Here is a 17,862-nt window from a genome sequence, read left to right on the forward strand (position 1 = left end):
TTGCAACGAGTACCCCGCAACGCCTTGTCAGGATTGCGGGGCTGGTTCGGCGTTTAGATATTCAATCCGAAGTTCTGTTTGATGCTGTTCAGGCTGTCCATCAGTTCCTGATCAGACGCCAACGGATGTCTGACCGGTTCGCAGCCGTGCTTGAGCGTGAAGTGTGCAATGGCCGCGAGGGCGTTTTTGCGGTGCAGGGTGTCGGACGAAATCGTTGAGCCTTCGAGCGTCCAGGGCTCGTCCCCCAGGTACAGTTGCGAATTATCGATGTCGGCAAAAAACCAGAAAGGCGGGTGCATGTTCTGGTTGATGATGGCCAGTGTGTGATCGACGTGTTCAAAGGCGTTGTGATACGTCTCGTCCATCAGGCCGGCGGCTTCCAGACTGCGTCTGGAGTAGTAGGAAAACGCACCGACGCAATGGCGGTACAAGGGCAGGTTGATGCCATTGCCGTAGTCAATCCGGTACACCGCGTTGGCCTCGCCGGACGGCGTCTTGTTCATCAGACCATGCTGGCTGTAGTTGAGGTGCTGAATGCCGGTCAGCGTCGAGGTCAGAATATAAAGCTCGAATACTTCCGGACTTTTTATATAGATGTCGTCTTCGATCAGGAACAGGTGCTCGCACCCGGCATTCATGAGTCGCGACAAGGCTCTGTTCTTGGATTTTCCAACGCCGAGGTTGGTTTCGTTGTTGAAGAAGACCTCGCTGTCATATGCGGAAAACTCCGGATATACATCGCCGTCATTGATGATGACAACGCAGTCGATGATCTCGGCAGGCAGGGAATCGTAAAGCTTTTTCAGCAGCGCAGGACGGTTGTAGGTGACGATTCCGCAGCCAACCTTTTGACCATTGATCATGGTGATCCTCTGTTCTCTCGGGCGTTAGCGTGATTGTTCGTTGATTGGCGTCGCAGCGTGGCGGGTGGTTCAGGCCTGCGCTGACGTAAATCGATGTATGTACGCGGTGGACTGCAATATTTGCGCCAGTTGCTGGCACGCCAAAGGCCTGGAGCGGTGCTGGTTAAAGTTTTAGCGGACACCGCCGAAATCGTTGAAAGGCTGTATTCGATATCACGATGAGCGGTGGGTGGGTGATGCTGTTAGCTAAAAAGTACTGCCAGGGGCACGGTATAGAGTTGGGCGCAGCGGCTCACAACGCGTTCAACCTTGCCAATTGCCTCAACGTTGCGCCGTGCAACGGTGTCGATTTTCTGCACCCCCGCGACATGGAAGACTATCAGCAGTACTTCGTCGAGCAGATGAAAGTGTCGGGCGACGTTTCGAAGGTCGACATGCTGGGCGATTTTCAATGCATCCATACGCCGGACTCGTCGGTTGACTATCTGATCAGTTCGCACGTCATCGAGCACGTCCCCAATCTGTTTTCTGCCTACGTCGAATCCTTCAGAGTGCTGAAGAACGGCGGGGTATTCTTCTGCATCTTTCCCAAGCGCACGGCAGCCAAGACTGATCGGGCGCGTCGTTTGACGACGCTGACGCAGATGATCGAGGACTATGAAAACAAGGTCGACATGACCACCGTCACGGAAGGTGAATGGCGCGGTCACTATCAGGTCTTTTCCCTGCAAAGCATGCTCCGCGCGGTCAATTACGTTAACTCGTCAGGCCTGGGTTGCTGGTACATCGAGTGCGTCGAAGAGACCGATTCGAAAGTGGGCAACGGCCACACCGTCGTGCTCCGCAAAGTCGAAGGGTTGTCTGCCGAAAAGTGGCAGGATCTCGGCGACTTCAACACCCAGTTCAACCAGTTGTTGATGGCGGGCAAGCTCGAGAACGCGTTGACGCTGACCAAGATAATGCTGTCATTCAATTTTTTCGATGCCACCAGGCTGCACCTCGCCGGCGCCCTGAGTCGTCAGTTGGGCAATGTGGCCGAAGGCGTCGAATTCCTGCGCCAGGCCCTTGTGGTCGACCCGGAAAACGAAGACTACCGGAAGGAGTTCATCGAAGTGACCGGGACACCTTTCCATAACCCGGTTCTCTGACACGCTTAGCGGCAGGCCGGCAGCCTGGAGCGCGGTGCTTGAAGATTGCAGTCTGAAGGTTGAAGCTTGGCGTCTGCTGCTCAACTAAAAGGACTGACCCATGACAGGCAATGACCCCCATTCGCAGAAAGAAATGCTGATGGGCATTGATGAAGTGGAGTGTGTAACCCCGGATTTGAACGGTGTACCGCGCGGCAAGGTAATGACGGCTGAAGGTTTTCTCGAAGGTCGCCGTTTGCAGCTGGCGCGCGGCGTGTTGCTGCAATGCATCATGGGCGGGTATCCGCCGGCGCGCTTTTACGGCAGTGACGACGGCGATCTGGCACTGATCAGTGATCCGCAGCAGCTCCACCGGCTGCCCTGGAGCACCTCGCCGCGTGCCTTGGCCATCTGTGATGCGCAGGACCTCGATGGCCAGCCGTGCATGCTCTCCACCCGCAATCAGCTCAAGGCAGTTATTGGCCGTTATGCCGAGCGGGGCCTGGTGCCAGTGGTGGCCACCGAACTCGAGTTTTTTGTCTTCGCGCCCAATCCCGAGCCGCTTTATCCATTCGAGCCGCCGACCGGGCTGGACGGGCGACGCGAACAGGGGCACTCGGCATTCAGCGTCAGCTCCAACAACGGCTTGCGGACTTTTTTTGCCGAGGTGTATGCCTGCATGGCAGCGCTGGGGCTGCCGCGTGACACGGTGATGCACGAGATGGGTGTCAGCCAGTTCGAGATAAACCTGCTGCATGGCGATCCGCTGCTGCTGGCCGATCAGACTTTTCTGTTCAAGCACCTGCTCAAGGAGGTTGCGCTCAAACACGGGCTCATCGTGGTGTGCATGGCCAAACCGCTCGCCCATACGGCGGGCAGTTCGATGCATATCCATCAGAGCGTGGTGGCAGCAGAGGGCGCAGTGAATGTATTCAGTGATGCGCAGGGTGAGCCGAGCGACACGTTTGGTCATTTCATTGCCGGCCAGCAAGCCTGCATGGCGGACTTCACCGCGCTGTTCGCGCCCAATGTGAATTCCTACCAGCGCCTGTGCCATCCTTATGCATCGCCCAACAACGCTTGCTGGTCCTACGACAATCGCGCTGCCGGATTACGTATTCCGTCGAGTGCAGCGGCGGCCAGAAGGGTGGAGAATCGTCTGCCGGGCGCTGACGCCAATCCCTATCTGGCCATCGCTGCAAGTCTGGCGGCCGGGTTGCACGGCATCGAGCAGCGACTGGAACCGACGCCGCCGCTGCAGGGCGAACTGGAGGTGCCGGAAGAATTGTTACTGCCGTGTACCTTGCACGCTGCTCTGGAGCGTCTGAAAAGCAGTCAGTTGGCCAAGGAACTGTTTGGTCATGAATTCATCGAAGGCTACATTGCGTCGAAGGCCCTGGAACTGACCAGTTTTTTCGACGAGATAACCCCCTGGGAACGGCGCGTGCTGGCTGCTCAGGTTTAAGAATCGCAGTGTCGGGCTCGCCCAGTCGGGCGACTCCCTATTTTTGGAAAGTTGATGCGCCAAATCTGGAAGTCCTTTCGAGCGCTTTATTTTGCCTCGTTGATGATGTTGATCGGCTCGGGTCTGCTGAGCACTTATCTGGCCCTGCGCCTGGCGGCCGATCAGGTTGACAGCCTGTGGGTCGGTGCGTTGATGGCCGCCAACTATTTCGGTCTGGTGCTGGGCGGCAAGATCGGTCACCGCCTGATCGGCCGTGTCGGACATATTCGCGCCTACGCCACCTGTGCCGGCATTGTCGGTGCGGCGGTGCTGGGGCATGGCCTGATCAGCTGGTTGCCCGCCTGGCTGGTGCTGAGGGTGATCGTCGGTCTGGGCATGATGTGCCAATACATGGTCATCGAGAGCTGGCTGAACGAGCAGGCGGCCGCCAAACAGCGCGGCATGGTCTTCAGCGGCTACATGATTGCATCCTACCTGGGGCTGGTACTGGGTCAGCTGGTGCTGGTGGTTCACCCGCAACTGGGGCCTGAGCTGCTGATGCTGGTAGCGCTGTGTTTCGCACTGTGCCTGGTGCCCGTCGCCATGACCCGGGCGATTCACCCGGCGCCTCTGCATCCGGCACCACTGGAGCCGCGCTTCTTCATGAAACGTGTGCCGCAGTCGTTGACGGCGGTACTGGGCGCCGGTCTGATCATCGGTTCGTTCTACGGCCTGGCGCCGGTCTACGCCGCCGAGCAGGGGCTGTCCACCGAGCAGGTCGGTCTGTTCATGGGCTGCTGCATTCTGGCCGGGTTTCTGGTGCAGTGGCCGTTGGGCCTGCTGTCCGACCGCTATGACCGTTCCGTACTGATGCGTATCTTTGCCGCCGCCCTGGTGGTGGCGTCGTTACCGCTGGCGGTGTTTCCCAGCGTGCCAGTCGAGGTGCTGTTCGGTGTCGGGTTTCTGGCTTCGCTGATGCAGTTCTGCCTCTATCCACTGGCAGTGGCCTTCGCCAATGACCACGTCGAGGCCGAGCGCCGGGTGTCGCTGACGGCCATGTTGCTCATGACCTATGGCATTGGCGCCAGTATCGGTCCGTTGGCCGCAGGTGTGGTGATGAAGCTGTTTGGCGGGCACATGCTCTATGCGTTTGTCTGTGGCGCGGGTGTGATTCTGGTGTTGCTGATCAGGCCCAAGGCGGTCACTCACCTGCACCAGGTCGAAAACGCACCGCTGCACCACGTTGCGATGCCGGACAGTATGTCCAGTTCGCCACTGGTGGTTGCACTTGACCCGCGTGTCGATGAGCAGGTGGTTCAGGAGCAGATGCAGGCAACCGTTGAGCCTGAGCCTGAGCCAGAGGCGGATCCCGAGGCGGTTTCTGAAGCAGAGGCCGAGGCAGAAAGCGAGGTTCTGGCGCAGAGCGAGCCGGCTGCCGGAGCGGAAACAACCGAAGCCGATGAGCATGAACGCGAGCGTGAAAGCGAGACCTGGAAGGCCTGAGGGGTAGGGCAGTACACGATTGCGGCAGCAATGCCGCAATCGCCGGGGGATTCAGGTGAGTGTCAGAAGTCGTCGTCTTTGTCGAAGCGCCGTGCTTCGCGCTGTAACTGATAGACGAAACGTTCGACCTGACGCTGCACCAGCCCACTCATGTTGTGGAAGCGCACGCCGGCAAAGGTGGTGTTGAATCGTTCTTCGAAATGCAGGTGGCGCAACTCGACAGGTGCTGTCATGGCGCCGAAAGGCAGCTTGGCAACGAAACGCTCGTATACCTGGCCCAATTGCATGCGATCGGACACGTCGCCCTCGAAGCGCAACTTGCAACCGGTGGCAGAAATATCCAGCAGCTTGCCAGCCAGTGTGAATTTCAGGCGGTCACCGCCGATTTCGACGTCGACCAGCTGCGCCAGCTTCAGCGCGGCCCGGAAGGCGTTGCGGCGCTGGTGATAAACCACTTCCTCAGGCATCGGGCCGCGGTACATGCGTTGACCGTCGGTGCTGAGGATGTCCATCTGCGCAGTACTTTCCCAGGCAATCCGCACGCCGTCATGAAAGCCTTCGACACGGAAGGATTCGCCGTTGCTCAGAAAGCGTTCGCCATCGCGGGGGATCATTTCGTCGAGGGCCATGACGTTGTTGTCACGGTCGACTTCAAGCAGATAACTCTGAAAGCGCTGGGGACGCTCGTGAAAGGTAATGATCAGAGGATCATGACTCTCGAGTAGCAGCCGCAGGTTAGCGGCAATTTCCAAAGGTGTATTGAGAACCTTCGGGGGCTGCGGAGCATCGTCCGCGCTTGAGCCATTCACGTTCTTGAATCTCCAGGCAAAATACTACGGCAACGCAACAGCAGGCATTCTGCCACTATGCACGAAACCTTGATACAGGAAGTTACGCCTGGCTCAGAGGGCGTGGTTTTGCTCTAAGCGCAGTCGATCCGCGGCTGTCATAGAGTGTAGGCGTATCGCCACCGTTCAGGATGCGAAGCTGGTGAGCGGTACTGACCTGTTGCAACTGGATCAGACTACCATTGCGCTCGTTGAGCGTCTGGCATTCGTTGATCAACGTATTCAGTTCGTCGGCGGCCAGCAGCAATTGCTCACCGATATCCGACTGGCTGGCCAGTTGCTGGAGACCACTGCGATTGGCAGGCAGCCCCATGCCCGCAAGCACCTGGCTACGTTTGCGACCATGCTGGTCGAGAAGAATGACCAGCGCCTGTTTCTGCGCCAGCACCTGCTCCATCTCGCCCATGTCGCGGCCGTGAAGAATCAGTGATTCGGCCTGCAACAGCTCAAGAAGCTGTCGGGCCGAAACCATGTCGTCAGTGATCATCTGCAGCAAAGTAGTGTCTTGCATCGCATGCTCTGGTTTTTAAGCGTCCAGAATATCCAGCGCCAGCCTTGGCTTAGCGTTGGGTTTCGAAATTCAACAGTTTGCTGGCGACACGGTTGCTGTCCACTGTGTAACTACCGTCGGCGATGGCCTGTTTGAGCTCGGCAACCCGAGCACTGTTGACGGTTGGCAGATCGGTCAGCTTGTCCGTGATTTTCTGCAACTGTTGAGCCTCACTGCTCAAGGAAAAAGTTTCCCCGGTGCTTTTGACACCTGCGGTGACGGCAGGGGCTGGAGCATCGGTTTTGGCGGTGTCTTTACTGGCGCTGGTACGTGAAGCACCGGCAACAGACTGTGAGTTGTTAAGGCGACTGAAATCTATGACCATGATTGAAAAAACCTCTGGGTGTTTGGACGCTTGCCTTGTTTTCGGCCAACCCCCATCAAACTTTAGGCTGATTGTGAGAAAGCTTCCCAATAGACGACATTTGCCGTCGGGCATTCCCCGCAGTCTAAAAAAAACACACCCTTCGCGCCACCATCAATGCACTACATAGCGACTTCCACCTGCCCTGGGCCGGTGACACTTGCCTTGATCACCCGCTGGGAATTGAGGTTTTTCACCCGTATCTGTTCGTTGAAGCCTCCATCGGACATCGCTTCGCCGGGCATGCGCACCGCCAGCGAGCCGCTGCGGGCGATGATCACCACCTGATCGCCCTTGTGAATCATTTGTGGCTGCTCAAGCGCCACCGGGGTGATGACCTGGTCGATGACCATCTGTCGGACAACCTTCTGACCGACTGCCTGATCCAGCGATGCCAGGAAACCCTGACCCAGGCTGCTGACATCCCGCTCGCGCATCGCGACGTCTTCTTCGGTGACGATCGCGTCACGTTTGAGCGGGCGCATCACGGTCACGACGTTGCGATACAGCAACACCTGGGCGGGCACAAACACCGTCCAGGGCGAAGAACCTTCGCAGCGTACCCGCACGGTAACCCGGCCAACCGGGCGAGGACTTTCCAGTGTGGCTGTCAAATCCTTGTCGCAGGCACCCATCCTTAAACGCGGGTCGAGCTGCTTGACCTGTATCTCATGACGCCCGTCAATCTGGTTGGTTGCCAAATAGTCTTCTACTGTGAACTCAAGAAACCCTTGGGTGACGCCGATAAGCTGCTCAGGCAGTGTGAAATTCTCGGCACGAGCGAGGGTCACCGTGCTGGAAAGGCACAGCAGGGCGATTGCGCACAGAAGCCTGCGGGTTTCTAATGCGAGGTGTCGAGAAATTGTCGTCTTTGCGTTCATGAAGTAATAAATAGCAAAGCCCGTGCCGCTTGTTGATCTGGTGTCTGGGCGGCGGTCATTTTGTAAGGGGGTTCGGCATGGCAGGTGTAATGGATTCGGTAAACCAGCGAACTCAGCTGGTGGGTCAGAATCGCCTGGAGCTGCTCTTGTTCCGTCTCGACGGCAAGCAGCTCTATGGGATCAACGTCTTCAAGGTAAAAGAAGTACTGCAATGCCCGAAACTCACCATCATGCCCAAATCGAGCAAGATCGTTCGGGGCGTGGCCAATATTCGTGGCGGCACGATCCCGATCATGGATCTGGCAATGGCGACAGGTTCCACGGGGATGATTTCGCTGGTTAATTCCTTCGTCATCATTACCGAGTACAACACCAAGGTTCAGGGCTTTCTGGTGCATTCTGTCGAACGCATCGTCAACATGAACTGGGAAGAGATTCATCCACCACCCAAGGGCACCGGGCGCGATCATTACCTGACCGCCGTGACCCGGGTTGATAACCAGCTGGTGGAAATCATCGACGTCGAGAAAATTCTCGCCGAAGTCGCGCCAGTGTCCGAAGAAATCTCGGTCGGTGTCATTGACGCCGAGGTTCAGCACAAGGCTGTCTCCCTGCGTGTGCTGACGGTCGACGACTCGTCGGTGGCCCGTAAGCAGGTGAGCCGCTGCCTGGAAACCGTCGGGGTGGAAGTCGTAGCGCTCAACGATGGTCGTCAGGCGCTGGATTACCTGCTCAAGATGGTTGCAGAAGGCAAAAAACCTGAAGAAGAGTTCCTGATGATGATCTCCGACATTGAAATGCCGGAGATGGATGGCTATACCCTTACCGCAGCAATACGCAATGATCCACGCATGCAGAAGATGCACATCACTTTGCATACCTCGCTGTCAGGGGTATTCAACCAGGCGATGGTCAAGAAAGTCGGCGCGGATGATTTTCTCGCGAAATTCAGGCCTGATGATCTGGCGGCCAGGGTCGTTGCGCGGATCAAGGCAGCAGAATAACCAGCCGGGGGCGTCGTCCCCGGTGATTCACATGATTTGAGAGGCGGCACTTTGTCTACGGGTAATTTGGATTTTGATCAGTTCCGGGTATTTCTGGAAAAAGCCTGTGGCATTCTGCTTGGGGAAAACAAGCAGTACCTGGTGTCCAGCCGCCTCAACAAATTGATGGAGCAGCAAAGCATCAAGTCGCTTGGCGAGTTGGTCCAGCGCATTCAGACCCAGCCGCGCAGTGGTTTGCGCGAGCAGGTGGTCGATGCGATGACCACCAACGAAACCCTGTGGTTTCGCGACACCTATCCGTTCGAAGTGTTGAAGAACAAGGTGTTGCCCGAGCAGATCAAGGCCAGTCCTGGTCAGCGTCTGCGCATCTGGTCGGCCGCCTGTTCGTCGGGTCAGGAACCGTATTCGCTGTCGATGTCCATCGATGAGTTCGAGCGAGCCAATCAGGGACAGCTCAAATCGGGCGTGCAGATCGTCGCAACCGATCTGTCGGGCTTGATGCTCAATAACTGCAAGACCGGCGAGTACGACAGCCTGGCCATCGGTCGCGGCCTGTCGCCGGACCGTCTGCAGCGCTTTTTTGACGTAAAAAGTCCGGGCCGCTGGGTGGTCAAGGCGCCGATCAAGAGTCGTGTGGAGTTCCGCTCGTTCAACCTGCTCGACAGCTACGCCTCGCTGGGCAAGTTCGACATCGTTTTCTGCCGTAACGTATTGATCTACTTCTCCGCCGAAGTGAAGAAAGACATCCTGCTGCGCATCCACGGCACGCTCAAGCCAGGCGGCTACCTGTTTCTCGGGGCTTCCGAAGCGCTCAATGGTTTGCCGGATCACTATCAGATGGTTCAGTGCAGCCCCGGGATCATCTACAAGGCCAAGTGACGATCTGTCAGTGGCCTGTCATGAAAAAAGAGACTTTCGGGTCTCTTTTTTTGTGCGCGGCTGAAAACAGCTCTGATTGTCTGCCCATCGGGTTCATATTTTCGTTCTGATATCGCTCACCAGTTTTGCAAAAGCCTTGGCGGCGGCGCTCTGGTAGCCGTTTTTACGCCGCAGCAGCGCAACCGTTCGCCCAGGCAGGGCAGGGATCGTCTGGACTTCGCACAACCCGGGCTGCTTGCGAACGATGGCATCGGGAAGAATGGTCGCCATGCGGCCCTGAGCGACGACCTTGAGCAAAATGGCAATCGAGTTCGCTTCCAGGCCAACGATCGGCTTGAAGTTCTGCATCTGGCACCAGGCATCCAGCAGCTGGCGAGTGGCAAATCCGGGGGCCAGCAAGGCGAAGCGAAGCGCTTGCAGGTCCTCAAGTGTCAGCGCGGCCTGCTTCTCGGAGGCAGGTTTGGCCATGACCAGGCACAGTTGTTCATCGAACAGCGGCTGGCTGTCTATCTCGACAGCGTGACTGCCGGCAAAACCGATGGCCAGATCGAGCGCGTCACTGATCAGTGCCTCGGTAATCTGCTCCAGAGGCAGCTCCGTGAGGATGATTGCCACTCCCGGATACAGCGCGCTGAAGCGGTCGATCAGCGGCGCTATCAGGTATTCACTGAAGGTAGGCGTGACGCCGAGGCGCAATTGTCCGCGTGACAGGTCGCTGACATCGTTGAGCGCACGCTTCCCGGCATCCAGCTCAAGCAGGCAGCGACGCGCGTGGTCCAGATACACGCGGCCGGCATCGGTCGGCACGACGCTGCGGCGGGTGCGGTCGAACAGTTGCACACCCAGACTGCTTTCCAGCTGCCTGATCTGTTGCGACAACGCCGGTTGCGAGACATGCAGGGCCTCGGCCGCCCGGGTGAAATTGCCATGGTCGGCGACTGCCAGCAAATAACGTATATGGCGTAACAGCACAGCATCACCATAAGTCAGGGTTATGGCGATGATCATAAATCAGTCTTGGATCTTATGGTGATAGTTGCCGATCCTGTGAGTGATGTGAATTCATTCCGGAGGGTTACCTATGCCGCACAGCAATATTTCCCGAGCGCCGCGCCAGCATCTGACTGAACGTGTGCTGCAGGCCAAGACTGCGAAGAACCTGACCTGGGCGGGACTTGCAGAAGGTACGGGGTTGAGCGTGGTGTATGTCACCGCTGCATTGCTCGGGCAGCACCCTTTGCCGCAAGCGGTGGCCGAGGTGGTCGCCGAGCGTCTCGGACTGGACCGGGACGCGGTCGCCGAACTGCAAACCATCCCGTTGCGCGGCAATGTCGAAGACGTCTCCAGCGACCCGACCATCTACCGCTTCCATGAAATGGTTCAGGTCTACGGCACAACGCTGAAAGCACTGGTGCATGAGCAGTTCGGCGACGGCATCATCAGCGCAATCAACTTCAAGCTCGACATCAAGAAAGTCGACGATCCGGAAGGGGGAGAGCGAGCCGTGATCACCCTCGATGGAAAATTCCTGCCCTACAAACCGTTCTGAGGACGCTGAGATGAGTGATAAAGGAAGACCGCCATTGCCACCCTTCACCCTGGAGACTGCAGTCCAGAAAGTCCGTGGCGCCGAGGATGGCTGGAATTCACGCGATGCGGCGAAAGTCGCACTGGCTTACACCGAAGACACCTACTGGCGTAACCGCAGCGAGTTCGTCAATGGTCGCGCAGAGGCCCAGGCCTTTCTGGAACGCAAGTGGCGTAAGGAACTGGACTACCGGCTGATCAAGGAGCTCTGGGCATTCACCGATAACCGCATCGCCGTGCGCTATGCCTACGAATGGCATGACGACTCCGGCAACTGGTTCCGTTCGTATGGCAATGAAAACTGGGAGTTCGCTGCAAACGGCCTCATGCAACGGCGCTTTGCCTGCATCAATGATTTGCCGATCGCCGAGTCCGAGCGCAAATACCATTGGCCGCTGGGGCGCCGACCGGATGATCACCCGGGGTTGAGCGAGCTTGGCCTCTGATCAATCGTCAAAGGGACCTTCGGGTCTCTTTTTTATTGGGTGTCCGGTTGAGGCAATGATGAAGGGCCACGATTGCCAGGCGGCAAGCCGGTACTGGCAAAAAAACGGCACCCACCTTGCCGCTTTACCCCTCCACAGCGGAAATGCCTTGCCGCTTTTCTGGCATTGCCGCCTCGCCGCCGCCTGTGGACCCTGCAAACATTGGCTTTTACAACATGGCACGCCGATTGCTTTGTCAGTAACAACAGAATCAGGTCAACCGGCAAAGGTTTCCCGAAATGAGCATCAGCTTCGATAAAGCGCTAGGCATACATGAAAAGGCTCTGAACTTCCGGGCTCAGCGTGCAGAGGTGTTGGCCAACAACATCTCCAACGCCGACACCCCGAATTTCAAGGCTCGCGATCTGGACTTCTCTTCGGTGCTGGCTGCCGAAAACGACAAGGTCCAGAACGGTCACTTCGCGCTGAACAAGACCAACAGCCGCCATATCGAAGCCGAGGGCATGGGCAATGACGACGGGACGCTGATGTATCGCACGCCGTCGCAGCCTTCGCTGGACCAGAACACCGTTGATTCCCAGGTCGAGCAGGCCAGCTACACCGAGAACGCCATGGGCTTCCAGGCCAGCTTCACATTGCTCAACAGCAAGTTCAAGGGGCTGGTTGCAGCCCTTCGCGGAGAATAATTCATGTCACTAGCCAATGTGTTCAACATTGCCGGTAGCGCCATGAGTGCCCAGACCACGCGTCTGAACACCACGGCCAGTAACATCGCCAACGCCGAGACCGTGTCTTCGAGCATGGACCAGACCTATCGCGCCCGTCACCCGGTGTTCGCCACCGTGATGCAGGGTCAGCAGTCCACAGGTGGTTCGCTGTTCCAGGACCAGGGCGAAGCCGGGCAGGGTGTTCAGGTCAACGGCATCATCGAAGACAGCTCGAACCTGGAAGCACGTTACGAGCCCAATCATCCTTCCGCTGACAAGGACGGGTATGTCTACTACCCCAACGTCAATGTCGTGGAAGAAATGGCCGACATGATTTCTGCCAGCCGGTCTTTCCAGACCAACGCAGAAATCATGAACACCGCTAAATCCATGATGCAGAAGGTTCTGACCCTCGGTCAGTGATAGAAGGCGAACGTTATGGCCGTTGATAGCACCGCAGCAAACAGCGTTTCATCGACATTTTTGAATACGCTGCAGAATCCGACGCCGACCGCGACGAATTCTACCGGCACGCTGGGCAAGGACTCTTTTCTGCAGTTGCTCGTGACGCAGATGAAGAACCAGAACCCGCTGGATCCACAGGACAACACGCAGTTCGTGGCGCAACTGGCGCAGTTCAGCAGCCTTGAAAGCATGCAGAACCTGACGTCGACGGTGGACACGATCGCCAGCAGCTACAAGTCGTCGCAGGCCTTGCAGGCCTCGTCACTGGTCGGTCGCTCAGTGATCATCGATGCGAGCAGCACCTCGGTCGATACCACCAAAGGCCTGACCGGGTCGATCGTGGTGCCGAGCGAAAGCTCGCTAACGACGGTCAAGGTGTACGACGCGCAATCGAATCTGGTCGACAGTGTCGACCTGGGCACGCAAAAAGCCGGTACCACCAGCTTTGCCTGGGACGGTACGGACTCAAGCGGTACCCAGCTGCCATCGGGCACTTACAGCTTCAAGGCTGAAGGCTCGGTCGAAGGCAAGAACACACAGTTTTCAACTTACCTGCCCGCCACGGTCAACAGTGTCACGCTGGGTGTCAATGGCGCAGAAACAACGCTTAACCTGGCCAGCGGCAGTGTTGCCCTGTCCAAAGTTCAAACTATCGGATTGTAGAGCCGCTACGGCGCAGGAGTGAAACATGTCTTTCAATATCGGCCTTAGTGGGCTCTATGCTGCAAACAAAAGTCTCGACGTTACCGGCAACAACATTGCCAACGTCGCGACAACCGGTTTCAAATCGTCACGTGCCGAGTTCGCTGATCAGTATGCTCAGTCGATTCGCGGTACTTCCGGCAATACCAGTGTCGGCAGTGGCGTGAGAACTGCGGCAGTTTCCCAGCAGTTCTCCCAGGGCAGCCTGACCACCGGAACAGCCAACAGTCTGGACCTGGCCATCAATGGCGACGGGTTCTTCATGATGAGCAATAACGGCGAGAAGCTGTACACCCGTGCCGGTGCATTCCACACCGACAAGGAAGGCTACGTCGTCAATAGCAGCAACATGAAGCTGCAGGGTTACAACGTTGACGCCAATGGCGCTGTGGTGACCGGCGCGCTCAGCGATCTGCGTGTGAATGCGTCCAACCTGGAGCCCAAGGCGACGACCACGATCACCAACTCCGCCAACCTGAACTCGACAACTGCGCTGCCGACCGTTGCGACGTTCGATGCGACCGATACCAATAGCTACAACGTCAAGTACAGCACCCCGACTTACGACACTCAGGGTAATGCGCACACCCTGGATCAGTATTTCGTCAAGACCGGCACCAATACCTGGTCGATGTATTCCCTGATGGACGGGCGCAGCATTTCCGATCCGACGTCCACCGCGCCGGACAAGAATGACCTGACATTCGACTCCTCGGGCAATCTGGTGACCACTGCCGGCGGCTCTGTTCCTACCGACAGCGCCAACATCAAGTTCAACGCTGACGGTACATTCGCCGTGAGCAACTGGGTGCCTGGCGTGCAGGTCGGTACTGGCACGACAGCTACCTGGGCAGCCAACGGTGCGACGGGCGCTGCTTCGATCAAGCTGGACATGTCGAGCACTACCCAGACCGCTTCGGTATCCGGTCTGCTCAAGCAGGATCAGAATGGCTACGCCACTGGCCAGCTGAGCGGCATGAACGTTGACTCGAGCGGCAACCTGTTCGCCACTTACACCAACGGCAAGTCGCAGGTGATCGGTCAGACTTCGCTGACCAGCTTTGCCAACGTGCAGGGTCTGGCGCAGGCCGGCGGCACCAACTGGCGTGAAACGTTCGCTTCCGGCGTCCCGGTGAGCGGCGCTCCACAGTCGGGTACGCTGGGTTACATCACCGGTCAGGCGCTGGAAGAATCCAACGTCGACCTGACCATGGAACTGGTTAACCTGATCAAGGCGCAGAGCAACTATCAGGCTAACGCCAAGACCATTTCCACACAAAGCACCATCATGCAGACCACTATTCAGATGACGTAACACGTGTTGTTGGATGCGTGTTGAAAGAGCCCCTGTAAAAAGGGGCTTTTTTATGGGTGTCTGCAAAGTATTTTGTTATGTCTTTTTTAGTACTGAAAGTTACGGATGACTCCCGCATCCTACTTGGAAACTTCCTACGCACGATGATGTGAGAATAAAACTCCTCTATGAATTGCCTGTGCGGCAAGGGAGTTCTCATGTCATTCAATACAGCGATCAGCGGTATTCATGCTGCCAATAAACGACTGGAAGTGGCGGGCAATAATATTGCCAACGTCGGTACCCTGGGGTTCAAGTCGTCTCGTGCGCAGTTTTCTGCTTTATATGCGTCCGCACAGTTGGGGGCCGGACAGCACGCTGTCGGCGATGGCGTACGACTTGCTTCGGTGCAGCAGAATTTCAATCAGGGTGAAACCGTGATCAGTTCCGGCAATGCGCTGGATATGCGTATTCAGGGCAACGGTTTTTTTGTGGTCAGTGATCAGGGTTCGTTGGCCTATACGCGGGCCGGCGCCTTTTTGAAGGATGCTGCCAACTTTGTCGTCGACAGCGATGGCGGGCGCTTGCAGGGTTACGCCGCAAACGACAAGGGCGAGATTGCCAGTGGTATCCGCACGGACCTGCAGATCGATACGTCCAACGTCGGTGCCAGGGCCACGACCACGGTGGCTGAAACTATCAATCTGGATGCCTCGCTGCCTTCGCTCGCCCGCTTGCCGACCTTTGACCCGGCCGACCCCGCGACCTACACACGGGTCGCCACCCGGACCATCCAGGATGTGGGCATCACTCCGGTGCCCGCAGCCGATCATGAGCTCAAGCAGTATTTCGTCAAGACCGAGGCTAATCAATGGTCCATGTATGTGCTGGTGGACGGGCGCAATCCGGTGGATCCCGACAGCGTAGCGCCGTTGCAGGTGAGCCTTGAGCTCAAGCCTGACGGCTCCCTGTCGTACAGCGGCAATGATCAGCACCTGAGCAAAGTCTCGGACACCGAATTTGCCTTGCAGGGTTGGGTACCTGCCACGCAGATCAATGGCGCGTGGGCGGCGAACGGCTCGCTGAACGGCGGGGCTGTTTCGTTGCCGTTGAGCGATGCCGGGACCAGTCTGCTCGACCCGGGCGATACGGTCATGCATCGGCCGGTTCCGCACTTCAATCCCGCAGATCTGAACACTTACAGCAGGATGTTCGGTAACCAGATCTTTGACAGTCAGGGCAACACCCATGAGCTGAAACAGTATTTCGTGAAGGACGGCACCAACAGCTGGCGCATGCACGTGCTGATCGACGATCGAAACCCGCAGAACTCCGCTTCCACCACGCCGCTGACAGCGAATATCGTCTTCGATTCGCATGGCACTGTTGCGTCGTTGACCGGCAGTCCGGGTCTGAGCAGCAGCAATGGCAATCAGCTGAAACTCACGGGCTGGTCGCCGGTGATGGCGGTTGATCCTGGCACCAGTCGTGAGCGCTGGATAGCCAACGGGGCGGCCGGCAGCGCTGACGGCATCACCATCGACTTCACCCATCTGCTTCAGCACAACGCTGCCAGTTCGCGCTCCGCCGCCTACGTGGATGGCCATTCGGCAGGGGAGTTGAAAAGTCTCGACGTTGGCCGGGACGGCATTCTGCGTGCCGGGTTTACCAATGGCATGACTAAAGATATCGGTCAGGTGATGCTCGCCAGTTTCGCCAATCCCCATGGCTTGCAGCCGCGTAGCGATACACGCTGGGCCGCCACCGCTGATTCCGGAGTGGCTGAATATGATGTGCCGGGCGTCGGTACGCTGGGCAGTATCGTCAGTGGCGCGCTGGAGGGTTCGAACGTCGTGCTGGCCGATGAGCTGATTGCGCTGATCCAGGCCCAGACGGCCTATCAGGCCAACTCCAAGGCGATATCCACCGAAGTGACGTTGATGCAGACGCTGATTCAGTCGACCTGATCAGATCGAGCAGTCGGCTTTGATGAAGTGGCCTTTCAGGCGTTTCCAGCCTGGGCCCGGGCTGGCCTGGGCGCAGACGATACGGCTGTCGCCCTGCCATTTGTAATAGTGGGCGGGATCGGCCTGAGAGAGCAGGGCAAGGGTCATCAAGCTCGCGCTCGCGATACCGATGATGCACGCACGAAAAGGCATGACGGTTCCCGTTCAGGGTTGCGGTGTCGGCAAGGTTATCACTGTCGATCCGGTTCTCGGCGCAGTTCGATGAAGTTTTTTTGGCGGTGTTTCCGGTCTGGCAAGCGGCAGGCGGCAGTCCACCGCCGCTATTGGCTGACGCGCGCTCCTCAGGCCGTCGGCGAATGCCGGTTTTTACTGGCTAATCAGGCATTTGTATCGAGCCTGACAAGTTGGTTCAAAAATTGCTTTAACCCTTTCAGAACAGCTACAGGCGGCAAGCGTCTGTCGGAGGAGGAAGACTGTGGACAAGTTGCTTTACGTCGCAATGAGCGGTGCATCCGAAAACGCGATCGCGCAAAAGGCTCATGCCAACAACCTGGCAAACGTCTCGACCAACGGTTTCATGCGTGACCTTGAACAGGCCCGCTCGATGCCGGTGTTTGGCGAGGTCATGCCATCGCGTGCCTACGCCATGAGCGAGCGTCCCGGGACCGACTTTTCCGCCGGCGCCATGGTGCAGACCGGTCGTGAGCTGGACATCGCTGTCAAGGGTGATGGCTGGATCGCGGTGCAGACGCCTGACGGCGGTGAAGCCTACACCCGCAGTTCCGGCATGAACATCGATGCCCTGGGCGTGTTGCGCGACGGCAGCGGTTTGCCGGTTATGGGCAACGGCGGTCCGATTGCCGTGCCGCCTCAGCAGCAGATCGAGATCGGCGCCGACGGCACGATCAGCATTCGTTCGCTGGGCGAGAGTCCGCAGGTGATGGCGCAGGTCGACCGCATCAAACTGGTCAGGCCTGACCTGAAGACCATGGAGAAGGGCCCTGACGGTCTGATCCATACCAAGACCGGCCGGCCTGCCGACGCAGATGCCACCGTTCAGGTCGAGTCCGGCTTTCTGCAGGCGAGCAACGTCAATGCGGTCGAGGAAATGACCTCGGTACTGGCCTTGTCCCGTCAATTCGAATTGCACGTCAAGATGATGAAGACCGCCGAAGAAGACGATCAGTCTATGGCTCGCGTCTTGCAACTTGGCTAATCAATGACAGCTTGC

General features: G+C 57.7%; 20 protein-coding genes. 13 read left to right on the plus strand and 7 right to left on the minus strand.

Annotated features, from left to right (window positions below; translation table 11 throughout):
• Positions 1–53: 53 nt before the first annotated feature.
• Entirely contained in the window at positions 54–863 is an 810-nt protein-coding gene (locus KBY02_RS05520; RefSeq protein WP_024659434.1) for a glycosyltransferase family 2 protein, read from the minus strand.
• 236 nt (positions 864–1,099) lie between these two features.
• Between KBY02_RS05520 and KBY02_RS05525 the strand changes: the two genes are divergently transcribed.
• The 3 genes from KBY02_RS05525 (at position 1,100) to KBY02_RS05535 (ending at position 4,937) form a co-directional block, all read left to right on the plus strand.
• Positions 1,100–2,011, plus strand: coding sequence for a methyltransferase domain-containing protein (locus KBY02_RS05525; RefSeq protein ID WP_011268465.1), 912 nt, complete (start codon positions 1,100–1,102; stop codon positions 2,009–2,011).
• A 202-nt stretch (positions 2,012–2,213) separates the two neighbouring features.
• Positions 2,214–3,455 carry a glutamine synthetase family protein gene (locus KBY02_RS05530; protein WP_161936290.1) on the plus strand — a complete coding sequence of 414 codons (1,242 nt, stop codon included), beginning with the start codon at positions 2,214–2,216 and terminating at the stop codon, positions 3,453–3,455.
• Between the two features lie 54 nt (positions 3,456–3,509).
• Positions 3,510–4,937, plus strand: a complete 1,428-nt coding sequence (locus KBY02_RS05535; protein ID WP_003404319.1) for an MFS transporter — start codon at positions 3,510–3,512, stop codon at positions 4,935–4,937.
• 62 nt (positions 4,938–4,999) lie between these two features.
• Here the strand turns inward: KBY02_RS05535 and KBY02_RS05540 are convergent, their stop codons facing one another.
• The 4 genes from KBY02_RS05540 to flgA all read right to left on the minus strand — a co-directional run bounded on the left by KBY02_RS05540 (position 5,000) and on the right by flgA (position 7,580).
• Positions 5,000–5,746: a flagellar brake protein gene (locus KBY02_RS05540; RefSeq protein ID WP_003404320.1), complete on the minus strand. Its 747-nt coding sequence runs from the start codon at positions 5,744–5,746 to the stop codon at positions 5,000–5,002.
• 82 nt (positions 5,747–5,828) lie between these two features.
• Positions 5,829–6,296 (minus strand): flagella synthesis protein FlgN, encoded by a 468-nt coding sequence (locus KBY02_RS05545; RefSeq protein ID WP_003404322.1) that lies wholly within the window; start codon positions 6,294–6,296, stop codon positions 5,829–5,831.
• A 49-nt stretch (positions 6,297–6,345) separates the two neighbouring features.
• Complete coding sequence (gene flgM, locus KBY02_RS05550) at positions 6,346–6,660, minus strand: flagellar biosynthesis anti-sigma factor FlgM (RefSeq protein WP_003404324.1); 315 nt, start codon at positions 6,658–6,660, stop codon at positions 6,346–6,348.
• Between the two features lie 161 nt (positions 6,661–6,821).
• Positions 6,822–7,580: a flagellar basal body P-ring formation chaperone FlgA gene (gene flgA / locus KBY02_RS05555; RefSeq protein ID WP_011268462.1), complete on the minus strand. Its 759-nt coding sequence runs from the start codon at positions 7,578–7,580 to the stop codon at positions 6,822–6,824.
• 77 nt (positions 7,581–7,657) lie between these two features.
• Between flgA and KBY02_RS05560 the strand changes: the two genes are divergently transcribed.
• Together KBY02_RS05560 and cheR are read left to right on the plus strand one after the other, a co-directional pair.
• Positions 7,658–8,584 (plus strand): chemotaxis protein CheV, encoded by a 927-nt coding sequence (locus tag KBY02_RS05560; RefSeq protein WP_003316772.1) that lies wholly within the window; start codon positions 7,658–7,660, stop codon positions 8,582–8,584.
• A gap of 51 nt (positions 8,585–8,635) precedes the next feature.
• Positions 8,636–9,463 (plus strand): protein-glutamate O-methyltransferase CheR, encoded by an 828-nt coding sequence (gene cheR / locus KBY02_RS05565; RefSeq protein ID WP_003347319.1) that lies wholly within the window; start codon positions 8,636–8,638, stop codon positions 9,461–9,463.
• 93 nt (positions 9,464–9,556) lie between these two features.
• Here cheR and cynR read toward each other — a convergent pair whose 3' ends face one another.
• Positions 9,557–10,471 (minus strand): transcriptional regulator CynR, encoded by a 915-nt coding sequence (gene cynR / locus KBY02_RS05570; RefSeq protein ID WP_032656992.1) that lies wholly within the window; start codon positions 10,469–10,471, stop codon positions 9,557–9,559.
• A 73-nt stretch (positions 10,472–10,544) separates the two neighbouring features.
• Between cynR and cynS the strand changes: the two genes are divergently transcribed.
• The 7 genes from cynS to KBY02_RS05605 all read left to right on the plus strand — a co-directional run bounded on the left by cynS (position 10,545) and on the right by KBY02_RS05605 (position 16,631).
• Positions 10,545–11,012, plus strand: coding sequence for a cyanase (gene cynS, locus KBY02_RS05575; protein WP_003404332.1), 468 nt, complete (start codon positions 10,545–10,547; stop codon positions 11,010–11,012).
• Between the two features lie 10 nt (positions 11,013–11,022).
• Positions 11,023–11,496 carry a DUF1348 family protein gene (locus KBY02_RS05580; protein WP_004416966.1) on the plus strand — a complete coding sequence of 158 codons (474 nt, stop codon included), beginning with the start codon at positions 11,023–11,025 and terminating at the stop codon, positions 11,494–11,496.
• 278 nt (positions 11,497–11,774) lie between these two features.
• Positions 11,775–12,182, plus strand: coding sequence for a flagellar basal body rod protein FlgB (gene flgB, locus KBY02_RS05585; RefSeq protein ID WP_003370068.1), 408 nt, complete (start codon positions 11,775–11,777; stop codon positions 12,180–12,182).
• Between the two features lie 3 nt (positions 12,183–12,185).
• A complete protein-coding gene (flgC, locus tag KBY02_RS05590) occupies positions 12,186–12,626 on the plus strand; it encodes a flagellar basal body rod protein FlgC (RefSeq protein ID WP_002554316.1) in 441 nt (146 codons plus the stop codon).
• Positions 12,627–12,641: 15 nt separating this feature from the next.
• Positions 12,642–13,331 (plus strand): flagellar hook assembly protein FlgD, encoded by a 690-nt coding sequence (flgD, locus tag KBY02_RS05595; protein WP_003404333.1) that lies wholly within the window; start codon positions 12,642–12,644, stop codon positions 13,329–13,331.
• A 25-nt stretch (positions 13,332–13,356) separates the two neighbouring features.
• The gene (flgE, locus tag KBY02_RS05600) at positions 13,357–14,685 is read left to right on the plus strand and encodes a flagellar hook protein FlgE (RefSeq protein WP_104684421.1); all 1,329 of its coding nucleotides are present in this window, start codon (positions 13,357–13,359) and stop codon (positions 14,683–14,685) included.
• Positions 14,686–14,882: 197 nt separating this feature from the next.
• Complete coding sequence (locus tag KBY02_RS05605; protein WP_003404337.1) at positions 14,883–16,631, plus strand: flagellar hook-basal body complex protein; 1,749 nt, start codon at positions 14,883–14,885, stop codon at positions 16,629–16,631.
• Here KBY02_RS05605 and KBY02_RS05610 read toward each other — a convergent pair whose 3' ends face one another.
• Positions 16,632–16,823: a hypothetical protein gene (locus KBY02_RS05610; protein ID WP_024639345.1), complete on the minus strand. Its 192-nt coding sequence runs from the start codon at positions 16,821–16,823 to the stop codon at positions 16,632–16,634.
• Between the two features lie 283 nt (positions 16,824–17,106).
• Between KBY02_RS05610 and KBY02_RS05615 the strand changes: the two genes are divergently transcribed.
• Positions 17,107–17,847: a flagellar basal body rod protein FlgF gene (locus KBY02_RS05615; RefSeq protein WP_003316785.1), complete on the plus strand. Its 741-nt coding sequence runs from the start codon at positions 17,107–17,109 to the stop codon at positions 17,845–17,847.
• The last annotated feature ends 15 nt before the right edge of the window (positions 17,848–17,862 follow it).

This window comes from Pseudomonas sp. P129 (assembly GCF_020312195.1).
In the GTDB taxonomy this organism is placed as follows: Bacteria; Pseudomonadota; Gammaproteobacteria; order Pseudomonadales; family Pseudomonadaceae; genus Aquipseudomonas; species Aquipseudomonas fragariae.